The 13,735-nt window shown below is 65.3% G+C and carries 15 protein-coding genes; 4 read left to right on the top strand and 11 right to left on the bottom strand.

All coding sequences use genetic code 11. From position 1 onward, the window contains the following. Positions 1-36 precede the first annotated feature (36 nt). From RQI43_RS21610 to RQI43_RS21595, 4 genes are all read right to left on the bottom strand, one after another. Positions 37-2,148, bottom strand: a complete 2,112-nt coding sequence (locus tag RQI43_RS21610; protein WP_311276546.1) for a peptidase domain-containing ABC transporter — start codon at positions 2,146-2,148, stop codon at positions 37-39. Between the two features lie 4 nt (positions 2,149-2,152). Beyond that, the gene (locus RQI43_RS21605; protein ID WP_311276545.1) at positions 2,153-3,430 is read right to left on the bottom strand and encodes an HlyD family efflux transporter periplasmic adaptor subunit; all 1,278 of its coding nucleotides are present in this window, start codon (positions 3,428-3,430) and stop codon (positions 2,153-2,155) included. A gap of 137 nt (positions 3,431-3,567) precedes the next feature. Further along, complete coding sequence (locus RQI43_RS21600) at positions 3,568-3,771, bottom strand: hypothetical protein (protein ID WP_311276544.1); 204 nt, start codon at positions 3,769-3,771, stop codon at positions 3,568-3,570. A 78-nt stretch (positions 3,772-3,849) separates the two neighbouring features. Next, positions 3,850-4,065 (bottom strand): hypothetical protein, encoded by a 216-nt coding sequence (locus RQI43_RS21595; RefSeq protein ID WP_056428477.1) that lies wholly within the window; start codon positions 4,063-4,065, stop codon positions 3,850-3,852. An 817-nt stretch (positions 4,066-4,882) separates the two neighbouring features. Between RQI43_RS21595 and RQI43_RS21590 the strand changes: the two genes are divergently transcribed. Further along, entirely contained in the window at positions 4,883-5,779 is an 897-nt protein-coding gene (locus RQI43_RS21590; RefSeq protein ID WP_056428474.1) for a helix-turn-helix domain-containing protein, read from the top strand. Positions 5,780-5,942: 163 nt separating this feature from the next. On the opposite strand, the gene mepA is transcribed toward RQI43_RS21590, so the two are convergent. The 6 genes from mepA to RQI43_RS21560 form a co-directional block, all read right to left on the bottom strand. After that, positions 5,943-6,872 carry a penicillin-insensitive murein endopeptidase gene (gene mepA / locus RQI43_RS21585; RefSeq protein ID WP_156467782.1) on the bottom strand — a complete coding sequence of 310 codons (930 nt, stop codon included), beginning with the start codon at positions 6,870-6,872 and terminating at the stop codon, positions 5,943-5,945. Between the two features lie 46 nt (positions 6,873-6,918). Further along, positions 6,919-7,452: a hypothetical protein gene (locus tag RQI43_RS21580; RefSeq protein ID WP_056428471.1), complete on the bottom strand. Its 534-nt coding sequence runs from the start codon at positions 7,450-7,452 to the stop codon at positions 6,919-6,921. Between the two features lie 155 nt (positions 7,453-7,607). Beyond that, a complete protein-coding gene (locus RQI43_RS21575) occupies positions 7,608-7,922 on the bottom strand; it encodes a DUF2293 domain-containing protein (RefSeq protein WP_056428468.1) in 315 nt (104 codons plus the stop codon). Positions 7,923-7,944: 22 nt separating this feature from the next. After that, a complete protein-coding gene (locus RQI43_RS21570) occupies positions 7,945-8,448 on the bottom strand; it encodes a TIGR00645 family protein (RefSeq protein ID WP_207410888.1) in 504 nt (167 codons plus the stop codon). Positions 8,449-8,535: 87 nt separating this feature from the next. After that, the gene (msrA, locus tag RQI43_RS21565) at positions 8,536-9,195 is read right to left on the bottom strand and encodes a peptide-methionine (S)-S-oxide reductase MsrA (protein ID WP_311276543.1); all 660 of its coding nucleotides are present in this window, start codon (positions 9,193-9,195) and stop codon (positions 8,536-8,538) included. A 99-nt stretch (positions 9,196-9,294) separates the two neighbouring features. Then, positions 9,295-9,615 carry a hypothetical protein gene (locus tag RQI43_RS21560; protein WP_056428459.1) on the bottom strand — a complete coding sequence of 107 codons (321 nt, stop codon included), beginning with the start codon at positions 9,613-9,615 and terminating at the stop codon, positions 9,295-9,297. 179 nt (positions 9,616-9,794) lie between these two features. Between RQI43_RS21560 and RQI43_RS21555 the strand changes: the two genes are divergently transcribed. Together RQI43_RS21555 and RQI43_RS21550 are read left to right on the top strand one after the other, a co-directional pair. Beyond that, the gene (locus tag RQI43_RS21555; protein ID WP_207410890.1) at positions 9,795-10,490 is read left to right on the top strand and encodes an HAD family hydrolase; all 696 of its coding nucleotides are present in this window, start codon (positions 9,795-9,797) and stop codon (positions 10,488-10,490) included. A gap of 396 nt (positions 10,491-10,886) precedes the next feature. Next, a complete protein-coding gene (locus RQI43_RS21550; protein ID WP_405030684.1) occupies positions 10,887-11,261 on the top strand; it encodes a hypothetical protein in 375 nt (124 codons plus the stop codon). A 60-nt stretch (positions 11,262-11,321) separates the two neighbouring features. On the opposite strand, the gene RQI43_RS21545 is transcribed toward RQI43_RS21550, so the two are convergent. Further along, positions 11,322-12,227, bottom strand: a complete 906-nt coding sequence (locus RQI43_RS21545) for a GlxA family transcriptional regulator (protein WP_244478213.1) — start codon at positions 12,225-12,227, stop codon at positions 11,322-11,324. Between the two features lie 231 nt (positions 12,228-12,458). Here RQI43_RS21545 and RQI43_RS21540 point away from each other — a divergent pair, with 231 nt between their 5' ends. Further along, positions 12,459-13,709 (top strand): sarcosine oxidase subunit beta family protein, encoded by a 1,251-nt coding sequence (locus RQI43_RS21540; RefSeq protein ID WP_311276542.1) that lies wholly within the window; start codon positions 12,459-12,461, stop codon positions 13,707-13,709. Positions 13,710-13,735: the final 26 nt, after the last annotated feature.

Here is a 13,735-nt window from a genome sequence, read left to right as displayed (position 1 = left end):
ACGGGCGGGCGCGAAGGCTCTCGTCCCGACGGGGCCTCATGTGGAGGGCGTCAGGGTGAAGACGTGTTCCGCTCCGGCAATGGTGGCCGGGCGGTGGGCGACGATGATGCGGGTCATGCGCAGGTCGCGCAAAGCCTCGGCGATGACCGCTTCGGTCGCTTCGTCGAGATGGCTCGTCGCCTCGTCGAGGAACAGGATCTCCGGTTTGCGATAGAGGGCGCGGGCCAGGATGACCCGCTGCTTCTGCCCGCCCGACAGGGTGGAACCCATATCGCCCACCAGGGTCTCGAACCCCATCGGGGTGCGCTTGATGTCGGCGAGGATGGCTGCGCGGGCGGCGCATTCCTCGATCCAGCCCGCATCGGGCCGCTCGTCGAAACTGGCGATGTTCTCGGCGATGGAACCGGCGAAGAGGCCGTCATTCTGCATCACGCCCGCGATCCGGCGGCGATAGCTGGCCGCCCCGAGCGTGCGGATCTCCTGCCCGTCGATGAGGACGCGCCCCTCGCTCGCGGGCAACAGGCCCATCATGATCTTCATCAACGAGGTCTTGCCTGAGCCCGAAGGGCCGGTGATGGCGAAGCTCGTCCCTGCCGTCACGTCGAGGCTGAGATCGCGGAAGATCCAGGGCTCATCCGCGCCGTAGCGCAGGGCGAGCTCCTTCACGGCGACACTCCCCGTCCCCTCCGCCGCCCGGATCACCGCCGGGGCGGCCGGTTCCAGGGTGGAGCCGGAACCCTCCTCGGGCTCGCTCATGACGATGTCCGACAACCGGTCGGTCTGGACATTGAGCATGCGCAACTGGAAGCCCGACTGGATCAGGTTGCCGATCCGCTGCGAGAACTGGTCGCGATAGGCAAGGAAGGCCACCAACATGCCGAGCGTCATCGACTGGTCGATGACCGCCCGCGCGCCGAGCACGAGCAGGAGCAGCCGGTCGAGACCGAACAGCAGCTCATTGGCTCGCCCGAAGATCAGATCGAGGCGCTGGAGCCGCAGCCGCGCATTCAGCGAGGTCACGAAGTGGTTCATCCAGGTGCCGCGCCGGCGCTCGCGCAGGTCGAGGAGCTTCACGCTCGCCATGCCGCGCACGGTCTCGATGAAGTGGCTCTGCTGGCGCGCCTCGGCGACGATCGCCTCCTCGGTGCCCTCGCGGTAGGAGGCGTAGGCGGCGATCCGCAGCGCCGCGGCGAGCGCCGTCGAGGCGACGACCACGAGGGAGAGCCAGCCGCCATAGACCACCAGCATGGCCAGCATGCCGATGGACATGATGCCGTCGAGCACGGCCTGGACGAGATCGGTGGTGAGCCCCTTCTGGATCGTCGCAAGGGAGCCGAAGCGCGAGATCACGTCGCCCACGTGCCGCTTCTCGAAATAGTCCAGTGGCAGGCGCGAGAGGTGGTCGAACAGGCTGCCCGACCATTGGTAGTTCAGCTTGGTACCGGTGAGCATGATCGCCCAGGTCCGCGCCACCGAGAGGACGAGCTGGACGACGAGCAGCAGGGCGAGCCCCACCGCCACCACCAGCAACAGGTCGAGATCGGCGTTGACGATGACCTCGTCGATGACGATCTGCGATGCGATCGGCATCAGGATCGCGACGAGCTCGATGCCGAGGGACAGGGCCAGGATCTGGGCGAGGGCCGGGCGGATGCCGCCCATCGTCCGGAACAGGTCGCCCAGCGCCAGCCCGCGCCGGCGCTTCTCGCGCACGAAGCTGGTGGTCGGGCTCGCCTCCAGCGCGACGCCCGTGAACTCGCGCGACGCCTCCGCGAAGGTGAGCTTGCGCCGCCCCCGGGCGGGATCGTGGATGACGATCCCCCTGCCGCTCACGGCGGTGAGGACGACGAAGTGGTTGAGCCCCCAATGCAGGATGCACGGCGTCTTGAGCTTGGGCAGATCCTTCAGCTCGGCCCGCAAGGCCCGCGTGGCGAGGCCCATCGAGCCCGCCAGATCGATGAGGTTGCGCAGGGTCATGCCCTTGAGCGACAGGGCGTGGCGGCGGCGCAGGGCGCCGAGATCGACATGGCGGCCGTGATAGCCGAGCACCATGCCGAGGCAGGCCATGCCGCATTCGGCGGCCTCCGCCTGAAGTAGGACGGGCACGCGCCGGCCGAAGCCGAACTGAAGGGTGCTGAGCAGGCTCACGCTTTCATCCGCCCCGGGTCACGAGATCGACGCTGCGCTTCACCCGGTAGAGCGGGTCGAGGAGCCAGCGATAGAGAGGGCGCTTCTCAAGAGCGATATCGGCCTCGACCCGCATCCCGGCCTCCAGCCGCCGGCTCTCGCCATAGGCAATCACGCTGTTCTCGTCCGGCCGCACGATGATGCGGTAGATGCCGTCGCCGTTCTTCGCCCTGGTGCCGGCGGCTTCCGGCAGGTCGGCGGCCTCCAGGGGCGCGCGGGTCACCTCCGTGACGGTGCCGCGATAGAGGCCGAAGCGCTGGAAGGGAAAGGCCGCGTAGCGCAGCATCACGGCCTCCCCCGTATCGATGAAGCCGATGGCGGAGGATTCCACGAACAGGTTCGCTTGGAGCCGGCCCTCGCTCGGTAGCAGGGTGAGGAGGGTGGCGCCCGCTGCCACGCCTTGGCCGGCCTGGACCCGGATCGAGGTGAGAATGCCCTTCTCTGGCGCCCGCACCTCGATGGCCCGGCGTGCCTCGCTCTCGGCCCGCTGCTGCTCCAATTGGGCGGCGGTGCGGTCCATCTCGGCGAGGTCGCGGGCGAGCTTGTCGTCGAAGGTAGCGAGCGTCGCCTGCAACTCGCCGACCTTGCCCATGAGCTGCAGACGCGAGTTGCGGAACTGGGCAAGCTGGGAACTCGCCTGCAGGTAGAGGTAATTCTGGTTCTGGAGGTCGGCTGAGCGGGCAAAGCCGTCGCTCACCGCCTTGGCGAGGACATCGACCCGCTCTTTCAGCGGTGGCACCAGCTTTTCCTGCAGCTGAACCTGCTCCTCCAATTGCCGCGACTGGGATTGCAGATTGTCGATCTGCTCGGCGAGGGAGCGCTTCTCGGTGGCCGCCATGGCCGACCGCAACCGAGATTGCGCCTCGATCGTCTCCTTCTGCCGGGCCAGCTGATCGATGATGCGCTGCTGGGTCGGACCGTTGGCCGACACGGCGTCGAGATCGAGGGTGTAGAGTAGCTGGCCCTGGACGACCCTGTCGCCCTCCTTCACCCCCGAGACGCTAACGCGTCCTGCCACCGGGCTTGCCACGGTGATGAGACCGACATCCGGCGTGAGCATGCCGAAGGCGTGGATGCGACGCGTATAGGTGCCGAAGACGACGTAGAGGAACGCGGCGATCGTGATCAGGATCGTGATCGCAGTCATCAGCCGGATCGAGAGCGGCTGCACGATCTGGGCTTCGCCCAGCCAGGAATCCCGCCGCGCCTGGGCGACCTCTGCGCGGAAAAGCGGCGACGTCATCGGGTCCGGTGGTTCTCCTGGCCGAGAGATGGCGTGCTTCGGCTCTGCGGCTTCATATGCACGAAGGACGCGGCGGGCCTACAGGCCCGCCGCGCTCATTTACCGATCGGAAGGATGCGGAGAGTTCGTGGCGTGGTTCAATGGCCGCCGAGAAGACCGCCGACCGCGCCAAGAAGGCCACCGACGAGACCGCTGACCAATCCGCCTACCTGACCGACCACGCCGGAGACGGCGCCGAGTTCGCTGGAGAGGTCCAGTTCCAGGCCGAGGGAGAGGCCGCCCCCGACGGCGTCGAGTTCCCTGGCGTCGAGTTCGCGGATGGTGTCGAGGTTCTGGGTCATGTCATAGCTCCGGTATGAGGCCGCGCGTTCGTTTCGCGCCGGGCCTAGAGAAATAAGGACGCTGGTTCGAAGGCAGCGTTACTTGCCGCCGAGCAGTCCGCCGACAACGCCGCCTACGGCACCGAGAAGGCCGCCTACGAGACCGCTTACCAGCCCGCCGACCTGATCGACCGTGCCGGATACGGCACCGAGTTCGCTGGAGAGGTCGAGGTCAAGTCCCAGGGAGAGGCCGCCGCCGACAGCATCGAGCTCGGATGCTTCGAGGGGGCGAATAGTGTCATTGGCAGTCGACATATTTTCTCTCCAAGATGTGTTCGGCAGATCGATTGTTTTATCTTCGTTCTATGTTTGAAAGCGTTCGGGATTGCTTTCTGTCATCCAGACTACACCGCTTGCCCGATCCATCAAGTCACTATCTCGACCCTTCGATCTTAGGGAGGAACGGATAGACCTATATTGGCGATTGATGATCTATATCTATATGCCTTCGGCGGCGGTGCATAATATCCTGTATCATATCGCCTGCGACAGGCGTTTTTGGCGATTGTTGATCGAAATCGGAGTCAAGGCTGGAATTTTGTATTGCAGTCCATAAGTGTTGGAAACAAAAGAGCTTTTTTCAGAGAATTGACATTTTGTCGCATGTGAATCGAAGAGACGGGCTCGGCTTGACTGTGGGGAAAATGCTTCTCCCAATGTTGGGGGCGATAGACGCAATGATCTCATGGTCCTTCGAAATCAGGTGTACCGGATGAAGAATTCAATCGAGGCCTGAGCAAACGCTCCGCCTGTTCCATAATGCGTGCATGCCGCCATGAGCCGTTTCGATGGACGAAGCAAAAGGACAAGATGCGTCCAATTAGTGGAGTTCTAAACAAGCGGCTCTGTTTGCATCGGTTCGTTGCGTGTCATATCTCTGCATCCGAGGCTGCGACGTGTTGGACAGTGACAGATCGATTTTCTTCGAAATGACACACCACATTGCCGAAGTCTCCTTTGCCTGTTGCCGGAATATCCTGCGGCAGAGCTGGGAAGTTCTGACGCTTCGGTAAGGCACAATCCATTGAGCTGGCTGCAGCACGAGGGTTTCACATGCACCATGAAATCGTGAATGCGGGTTGAGCGGAGTGAGTTCGGTTGCACGCTCGAACTCGATGGCGAGATCGAGGCAGTGCTCCAGACCAGTACGGGGCTCGGCTGGGCCGGTATCGGGTTCTGCGACCTGATGCTCGGTAGCCATGGGACGGCGTCCATAGTCCAGCAGGGCATCCATTTCGCGCTCTCGTTGGCCCCGCAAAGCCAGCACTTCCTGTGGTCCGGGCAGAGCTATCATTTCTCCGAGGACAACATCGTGGTCCTCGAGCCGGGGGCGACCGTGATCGAGAACTGGACCGGTGCGTTTCGCACCATGGTCCTCAAGCTGGCTCCAGAGGCCGTCGAGCGCATTACCGATCTGTCCCTGGCCAAGACGCGCATCCGGACGCAGTTCTTCCCGTCGCGCTCTCAAGTCGCCGCGGGCCATCTCCTGCAGGCAGTCTCGGCCGACCTCGAGACCGGCTGCGCCAACGGTCCTCTGCTGGTAGAAAGCGTATCGGCGACGCTGCTGCAGCTGTTCTCAGGCACCGATGCGCCTCCACACCGCAATGGTCCGACCCTGACTTCGACGCAGGCCGCCATCCTTCGAGAGCTGATTCTCACCCACCTCACCGAACCGCTGAGCCTGCAGTACCTCGCGGATGCGGTCGGTATCAGCGTCGGTCATCTGGTCCGCGCTTTCCGTACGTCATTCGGGGTGACGCCCTACCAGTTCATCCTGCGCGAGCGGGTGAACCGTGCGCAGGACCTTATCGCCACCGGAACGATGAGTCTGAGCGAGATTGTCCCCCTGGCGGGGTTCAGCGATGCGAGCCAGATGTCGAAGACGTTCCGCCGTCTCACGGGACAACCGCCGCGCGCTTTCGTGCGCCGTGCGCGCGACAGCCGGTCCGCCGATGCGGTTGCCGATTAGGTCGGGCGTAGAACCCGCCTCTCCCGGTTGCGTGCCACTGTTCCGGGATGTGGCATCCGTGATGCCGAATCGCATGGGCTATCCGGCCTGACGCTGCGCATCCCCGCCCATCGGCGTGGATCCCGAAACACGAATTCTCGATGTGCTCGCGGGAAAGCTGAGCTTACCGGGCCTTCAGCACCATCCGGCAGGCTGCGGGAAGGGCCGCCATGGTCATCGGCGGTCTGGGTTTCCCCGGCTTCGTGGATTTCGGCGGGTTCAGCACGGCGTCGCTGAACCAGTATGCGAGCTCCTCTCCGCAGCCGTCGCCGGATGGCGGCGGCGCTTGGTCTCCGCATTGGTCGTCCCCAGCCGGGCAGGAGAGGCGGATATGGTAGTGGTAATTGTGCCCGTACATCGGGCGCACCTTGTTGAGCCAGGAGCGGTCGCCCCCCGCCTCCCGGCACAAAGCCTTCTTGATCGCCGGGTTGACGAAGAGGCGCGCGACTTCGGGCTGTTGGGCCGTGAGGCGGATCAGCTTGAGGTGCTCCTGCGTCCAGACCTGCGGGTCGATGTCGAGGCGGTCCGCGCGGACCACGTTGGTGGCAGAGGTCTCCTCACGCTCCGCGCGGGTCATGCGGTGGTCGGGCATGGGCGTGAGCCAGACATCGGCGTCGAGGCCGAGCTGATGCGAGGCGTGGCCCGTGAGCATCGGGCCGCCACGAGGCTGGGACATGTCGCCCACGAGAAGCCCGTTCCATCCGACGCGAGGAGCCTTGGCGGCTAGGCGCTCAATGAAATCCACGAGATGCGGTGTGCCCCACATCCGATTCCGGGAGAGGCGCATGACTTGCCAGGTCGGTCCGTCATTGGGCAGGGCCTCGCCGCCGGAAAAGCATCCCTTCGCATAAGAGCCATAGGGCCGGGCGGGGCCGGGTGCCGGTGTCGTCGCCCGCCCGAACAGGGCTTTGGCCGGCGTCGACGGCGCATCGGGATCGGCCAGGGGTGGAAGGGGCTTGGGGTTTACGCTGCCCCTATCCTGGGCCTGTGCGGCCCCTCCACACAAGAGGAAGGCGAGGGCCGCGAGGCGGAATGGACGAGAGGTCAGGTGCATGGCGCCAACCTAGTCTATCGGCCGTCGGGCCGTCGAGAGCTCTCGACTATTCCGCCGGTGCGACCGCGATCTTGATCGAATCCGATTTCGCACCACTGACGACGACGAGAATAGGAGTGGTACCGAACTGGAACCGGACGCTCTTCGAGACTCCCGGACATCCGGGCCGCATCGTGCTCGCCACGGGCTTGCGCGTCGTCGCGCCGTCCTGGCTCACGTCGATCCAGGCATTGTCCGACAACGTCACCTGATACAGGCCGGGCGTGACGACGGGTGGGATCCGCAAGCTGCCGCCGAACGTGCCGGGCTTCGGTTCCCGCGAAGGCGTCAAGGGAAGATCGGCTCCCGCGACCGGCTTGAGCGCCAGAACGGCGCCCGGCATTTCCGCGGAGAGGGTCGCGCCGGAATCGAGCCGGGGGAGGGAGGGCGCCTCGAACCAGGCCTGCTCCCGCAGGATCGGCCAGTCGAACGTGGTACAGGCGGCAGGATCGGCATCCTGCTGCGCCCATGCCCGGTCGGCCGCGAGGCCCGCACCGGATGCGAGCACCAATCCGGCGATGATGGGGAGCATTCTGCGCATGGCCACTGTCCTGTGAACGGTCGAGGCCCCCTCGATCGTGGAAACGGTTGCGCCGCCGGAAAGGTTTCCCGCAGAGATGTACTTCGGCAGGGCGTCTATCCGAAGGGTCAAGCCAGGCGCCACGCCCCCCTTGCGGGGCGGGGCCGACGCGGGGGTCACTCCTCGTCCGGTTGTTCTACGTCCTCGGACACGGTTCGGCGCACGCCCCAGCCGCGCAACGTCTCGTTGAGCTCGTCGAGGACGAAATGGCGGGCGCTGTCCCGGTCGTAGCCCTCTTCGAGATAGGATTCGTATTCGGTGAAGACGTGGCGGGCGAAGGCGACGAGGGCGAGCCATGCCGCGGTCTCGGGGCTCGCATTCCGTAGGCCAGGACTGGCCAGCGCCCGGGCAAGGACGGAATCCGTCTCGAAGGCGGGAAGGCGCGGAGCAAGGATCCGAAGCGCTTTACCGACGGCTTCCGCACGGGTCATCGAGCCGACTCCCAGAACGTTCCTACTTGTCGTGATGCCCGGCGGCGATCCGATCCGTCAGGGCCATCAGGATGCCGGAGACGACGAAGACCATGTGGAGACCGACGAGCCAGTACAGCTCTCGGTCCGGTGTCGCCTTGATGTCCATGAAGGCTTTCAGCAGCGAGATCGCCGAGATAGCGACGATCGAAGACATCAGCTTCAGCTTCAGTCCGGTGAAGTCGATCGTCCCCATCCATTCGGGCCAGTCCTTATGGTCCGTATGATCGATCTTCGAGACGAAGTTCTCGTATCCTGAAAACATCACGATGATGAGCAAGGATGCGGTGAAGGACAGATCGACCAGAGTCAGCACGCCGAGAATGATCTGCGACTCAGTGGCGCTCCACATGTGCAAGACGAAGTGGGCGAGTTCCTGCAGCAGCTTGACCAGCAGCACGACGATGCCGATGCCCAGTGCGGCATAGAAGGGCGCCAGCAGCCAGCGACACGCGAAAAGTACGCGTTCGAAAACCTGTTCGACCATCTGTCCCAAAACCCCCGTCCGACCGGGCGGGGGTTTGCCATGTACCGCCAAGCTCGACAAGGTTCGGGCTTGGATAAGCCGGGCGCCTCAGGCGGCGATCCCGGTTCCGACCGGACAGGTCACTCCGGTGCCGCCTACACCGCAATAGCCAGCCGGGTTCTTGGCAAGGTATTGCTGATGGTAGCCCTCGGCGAAGTAGAACGTATCGAGCGGGACGATCTCCGTCGTGATCTCGCCGAACCCGCGTGCCTTCAAGGCCTCTCCGTAGACCTCCCGAACGCGTCGGGCGGTCTCGGCCTGCGCCTCGTTCGCCGTGTAGATTCCCGAACGGTACTGCGTGCCGACATCGTTGCCCTGGCGCATGCCCTGGGTTGGGTCATGGCTCTCGAAGAACGTCTTGAGCACTGCCTCCAGGGGGCGCACGGCCGGATCGTAGACGACGAGGACAACCTCGTTATGGCCGGTCATGCCCGAGCAGACCTCCTCGTAAGTCGGGTTGGGCGTGAAGCCGCCAGCGTACCCCACCGCTGTCACGACGATTCCGTCCGGCAATTGCCAAAACTTGCGCTCGGTGCCCCAGAAGCAGCCGAGTCCCAGGACGATCTGTTCGGTTCCCTCCGGATAGGGGCCTTTCAGCGGATGGCCGTTGACGAAATGGGTCTCGGTGGTGGGAATCGGCGTCGACCGGCCGGGCAACGCATCGGTGGCGCTCGGCATCTCGGGACGCTTGCGGAAGAACTGGAGCATCGGGGGCCTCCATGAGAGGGCGGGATGTCCCCTATATGGGGTGCCGGCCCCGTTCCTGAATGCCCCGTGTCGAAACGGCCATGCCGCCGGACGTCGATGTCAGGGCCGGCTGAGGAAGCCGATCGGCTCGCGGGGCGGCTGGCCGAGCCAGAGCAGGAAAGCCCCCAGGCCGAGGCCGAGGAGGCAGGCGGGGGCCAGGGTCAGCGGCAGGACGAGGGCTTGCCAAAGCCATGGCGCCACGCTCTCCACCGCGCCCTGAAGCGCGCTTCCGCGCTCCTTGAACAGTGTCATCAGCAGGTCGCTCAGGCTGGTGACGCGCACGCCGTTATTGGCGATCGAACGCGCGCCATCATAGACGAGGCCGACAAAGCCCGCCGCGAGGACGACGTATCCGAGGAGGCGGCTGAGAAAGCGGAGCATCGCGGCTTGCACACAAGCCGGCTCCCATGCCGGCCTTGCGGGATTACGGGCCGCCGTCGCGAGGCGCAAGGTGTCCGAGGCGCACGCCGTCCCGGCAATGAGTGCGCGAGGACTGCCATTGCGCCCCGAGACGCCTCCGTGGCACAGCCCGGCCCAGACATTTCCAGCGGACCAGCGCTTTGCCGACCGAACCCGAAACTCCCACCGAACTGGTGATCTTCGATTGCGACGGCGTGCTGGTCGATAGCGAGCCCCTGAGTCTCGGGACGCTGACTGCCGGGCTCAATCGGATCGGAGTGGTCATCGATGTGGATACGGTGAGGGAGCGCTTCGCCGGCACATCCATGACGTCGATCATGGGGCATATCGAGCGCGATTACGGGATCGCCGCGCCCGACGGCTTCGTCGAGGCGGTGAAAGCCGAAACCCTTCGCGCCTTCGACCGCGACCTGCGCGCCATGGAGGGGATCGCGCTGGCGGTGCGGGCGCTGGAGCTTCCGAGCTGCGTCGCGTCCAGCAGCGATCCGGCGCGGCTCGCCCATTCGCTCGGCCTCACCGGCCTGTTGCCCCTGTTCGAGGGCCGTATCTTCTCGGCGACCATGGTCTCCCGCGGCAAGCCGGCTCCCGACCTGTTCCTCCTTGCCGCTGCCGAGATGGGCTTCGCTCCTGGCCGATGCCTCGTGGTGGAGGATAGCGTGCCTGGTGTCACGGCGGCGCGCGCCGCGGGGATGCGCGTCCTGGGCTTCACCGGCGGAGGGCATTGGCTGCACGATTCCACGGGAGCGGACTTGATCGCGGCCGGTGCTGAACGAGTCTATGGGCATCATCGCGACCTTGCCGGCCTGATCGGGCGCGTGGCCGCCGCGTCCGCTTGACCGCGGCGCACTCCAAAAAAACTACCCTCCGAAGAAATCGCCTGCGCTTCGTGGGTCCAGGCGTCATTCCTGCCACAAGACTGCATGCATTCGGAAGATGCATCCGTTGACGAAGCGACGTGTTGCTCTCATTTTAGAGGTGCGGCTCCAGACCGGATGGCTTGGTCCGTCGCGGTGATTTGAAGTGTGTAGCTTGCGCCGCGTCATCAAACGCTAAAGCACTGCGGAGCGCTCGCGCCTCGTGGTCCTTCATCGAAAGGATGACTTGCCGTGATTGATCGACCCTCGTTCCAAAGTCTCTTTTGTGCCTGCTCCCGCTGTCGATGCTGACCCACCCGTCAGATCCGATTGCTTTCAGCAGATGGCCGTTAGGCCGCGCCAGGAGACTTCGACACCATGCCCCACTTTCACCAGGGCGACGCCCACAGGGCGTTGAACCGATTGCACACGCCTGATGCCCGGGCGGATCATCTGGAGGCCCGTGCCCGTAACCGCCTTCATACCGCCCCGCCGCCACGGGTGATCGAAATCGGCGACGTGACGGCCGGAATCGCTGTGCCCGAACGGGGCGGCGTCCGGTTCTTCTCGTCCGAACGCGATTTCGACCCCCTCGACGGGCTCGTCTTCGCCAGCGTCGAGAAGGCCGCCAAGGCGGCTCGGGACCGTTTCGCGGCTCGTCGCGCGCTGCGCAGGCACGCCGCCTCGCCCCGCCTCGATCCTGTCCGGGCCGACGCGGCCTTCGACATCCATCGGACCGCGTACGGGCGCTGAGCCTTCGCTCCCCTCGAAGGCGGCCGTTCCGGCGCGGACGCCCGTCCCGGAACGGCCCTCTCACCCCTCGCCGGTTTTGCTAGGCGGGGTTGTGGCCTTGAGGCGCCTCCGGCGTTCGGCTCGGGCGAGTTCGGCCGCATTGGCAAATCCCGTCGCCATGGCGATATTCGCCGAGCTCAGCGCGCTCTCGCGGCGGAGCTGATGGGCCCGGTCGAGCCGCAGGGCGAGATAATGCTGGTGAAGACTGATGCCGATCCGGTTTCTGAAGAGTAGCTCGAGCTGACGGATCGACACGCGGGCGAGATCGGCCAGTCCCTGCCGCGAGAGCGGCGTTTCCAGATTCGCTTCCATCGCGGCGAGGACCCGGAGCAGCCGCGGGTCGCGCACCCCGATCCGCAGGCGGAGGTCCATCCTCTGCGGAGTCAGGCCCTCGCGAATCTGGTTGTGCAAAAACCAGTCGCTGACGCCGTTGGCGAGGCCCGGACCGTGGTCGCGCTCGATCAGGTTGAGCATCAGGTCGAGGGCGGCGATGCCGCCCGAGCAGGTGATCCGATCGTCCTGGATCTCGAAGAGGGAGCGCACGACCTCGATATCCGGGTAGCGTTCCTCGAAGGCGGGAACATGCTCCCAGTGGAGCGTGCAACGGCGCCCCGTCAGCAGACCCGCACGGGCGAGCAGGTAAGGCCCTCCGGAAATGCCGCCGAGCGTGATCCCCCGCCGGGCGAGATGGCGAAGCCAAGCGGTCAGGGCTGGGTCGTCGAAGGCGGCGGGATTTCCCCCCGCACAGACGAAGACACGGTCGGCGTCGAGCTTGGTGTCGCCGACATCGACATCAGGCAGGATCGCAATTCCGTTGGAAGCCTGGACGGCGCCTCCGCCCGGTGCCGCATGCCACCAGCGGTAGACTTCGCTTTCCAGAAGGGTGTTGGCCGCCCGCATGGGCTCGACCGCGGCCGCGTAGGACATGAGCGGAAAGCCCGGCAGCAAGATGAAGCCGACGGTCAGCGGCGCCGGCTTTTCCGATGCCGTGGCGTCAAGGGCGAGATCGGGCAAGATTCGGGGACTTTGGCGCTAGAGGACGGCCGTTCATTTCTGCGCAAATTGTCCGAATGACGTCGCAAAATGCAAGGGGCGTTAGCCGGCGATACGCTACTCAAGGTGACACACGCCGCAACCAGCCCCGGAGCATGTCCTGCCATGCGCTATTCCCTCCTCAGCGTCCTGGGTCAGGCCCTGCGCGGCCAGCGTGATTGGAAGCCCCAATGGCGCGATGCCGCGCCCAAGGCCGAGTATGATGTCGTCATCGTCGGTGGCGGCGGCCACGGTCTCGCGACAGCCTATTATCTCGCCAAGGAGCACGGCATCACCAACGTCGCCGTGCTGGAGAAGAGCCATGTCGGCTCCGGCAATGTCGGGCGCAACACCACCATCGTCCGCTCGAATTATGGGCTCGCCGGCAACATCCCGTTCTACGAACGGTCGATGAAGCTCTGGGAGGGGCTGGAGCAGGACATCAACTACAACGCCATGGTGAGCCAGCGTGGCGTGCTGAATCTTTACCATTCGGATGCGCAACGCGATGCCTATGCCCGGCGCGGCAACGCCATGCGGATGGCGGGCATCGATGCCGAACTCCTCGACCGCGAGGGGGTTCGGGGAATGGTGCCGTTCATCGATTTCGACAATGCGCGCTTTCCCGTGAAGGGCGGTCTCCTGCAGCGCCGGGGCGGCACGGTGCGCCACGACGCCGTGGCCTGGGGCTATGCCCGCGCGGCCAGTGACCGGGGCGTCGACATAGTCCAGAACTGCGCCGTCACCGGCATCCGCCGCGAGAATGGGCGGGTGGTCGGGGTCGAGACGAGCCGTGGCTTCATCCGGGCGAAGAAGGTTGCGCTCTCGGTGGCGGGCTCGACATCGCTGCTGGCCTCCATGGCCGATCTGCGCCTGCCGATCGAGAGCCACGTGCTCCAGGCCTTCGTCAGCGAGGGCGTGAAGCCTCTCATCGACACGGTGATGACCTTCGGGGCCGGCCATTTCTACGTCAGCCAGTCGGACAAGGGCGGCCTCGTCTTCGGGGGCGACATCGACGGCTACAATTCCTACGCCCAGCGCGGCAACCTCGCGACGATCGAGGACGTGATGGAGGGCGGCATGGCCCTGTGGCCGGGCCTCGGGCGCCTGCGCCTGCTGCGGCACTGGGGCGGGATCATGGACATGTCCATGGATGGCAGCCCGATCATCGACCGTACACCGATCGACGGCCTCTATCTCAATGCGGGCTGGTGTTACGGCGGCTTCAAGGCGACCCCGGCGGCGGGGTTCTGCTTTGCCCATCTCATCGCCCGCGACACGTCGCATGGGGACGCCGCCGCCTACCGGCTCGACCGTTTCGCCACCGGCCATCTCATCGACGAGAAGGGCATGGGCGCCCAACCGAACCTGCATTGAGCGCGGATCTGGATTGAGGGAACGAC

Origin of the sequence: Methylobacterium sp. WCS2018Hpa-22 (genome assembly GCF_031843785.1) — a bacterium.
GTDB lineage: Bacteria > Pseudomonadota > Alphaproteobacteria > Rhizobiales > Beijerinckiaceae > Methylobacterium.
This window is presented reverse-complemented; position numbering and strand designations above follow the sequence as displayed.

What these genes read in the sequence shown, in the direction of transcription:
- RQI43_RS21605 (WP_311276545.1), bottom strand. Translation starts at nt 3,430, where the DNA reads ATGACGTCGCCGCTTTTCCGCGCAGAGGTCGCCCAGGCGCGGCGGGAT.
- RQI43_RS21600 (WP_311276544.1), bottom strand. Translation starts at nt 3,771, where the DNA reads ATGACCCAGAACCTCGACACCATCCGCGAACTCGACGCCAGGGAACTC.
- RQI43_RS21595 (WP_056428477.1), bottom strand. Translation starts at nt 4,065, where the DNA reads ATGTCGACTGCCAATGACACTATTCGCCCCCTCGAAGCATCCGAGCTC.
- RQI43_RS21590 (WP_056428474.1), top strand. Translation starts at nt 4,883, where the DNA reads ATGCGGGTTGAGCGGAGTGAGTTCGGTTGCACGCTCGAACTCGATGGC.
- mepA (WP_156467782.1), bottom strand. Translation starts at nt 6,872, where the DNA reads ATGCACCTGACCTCTCGTCCATTCCGCCTCGCGGCCCTCGCCTTCCTC.
- RQI43_RS21580 (WP_056428471.1), bottom strand. Translation starts at nt 7,452, where the DNA reads ATGCGCAGAATGCTCCCCATCATCGCCGGATTGGTGCTCGCATCCGGT.
- RQI43_RS21575 (WP_056428468.1), bottom strand. Translation starts at nt 7,922, where the DNA reads ATGACCCGTGCGGAAGCCGTCGGTAAAGCGCTTCGGATCCTTGCTCCG.
- RQI43_RS21570 (WP_207410888.1), bottom strand. Translation starts at nt 8,448, where the DNA reads ATGGTCGAACAGGTTTTCGAACGCGTACTTTTCGCGTGTCGCTGGCTG.
- msrA (WP_311276543.1), bottom strand. Translation starts at nt 9,195, where the DNA reads ATGCTCCAGTTCTTCCGCAAGCGTCCCGAGATGCCGAGCGCCACCGAT.
- RQI43_RS21560 (WP_056428459.1), bottom strand. Translation starts at nt 9,615, where the DNA reads ATGCTCCGCTTTCTCAGCCGCCTCCTCGGATACGTCGTCCTCGCGGCG.
- RQI43_RS21550 (WP_405030684.1), top strand. Translation starts at nt 10,887, where the DNA reads ATGCCCCACTTTCACCAGGGCGACGCCCACAGGGCGTTGAACCGATTG.
- RQI43_RS21545 (WP_244478213.1), bottom strand. Translation starts at nt 12,227, where the DNA reads ATGTCCTACGCGGCCGCGGTCGAGCCCATGCGGGCGGCCAACACCCTT.
- RQI43_RS21540 (WP_311276542.1), top strand. Translation starts at nt 12,459, where the DNA reads ATGCGCTATTCCCTCCTCAGCGTCCTGGGTCAGGCCCTGCGCGGCCAG.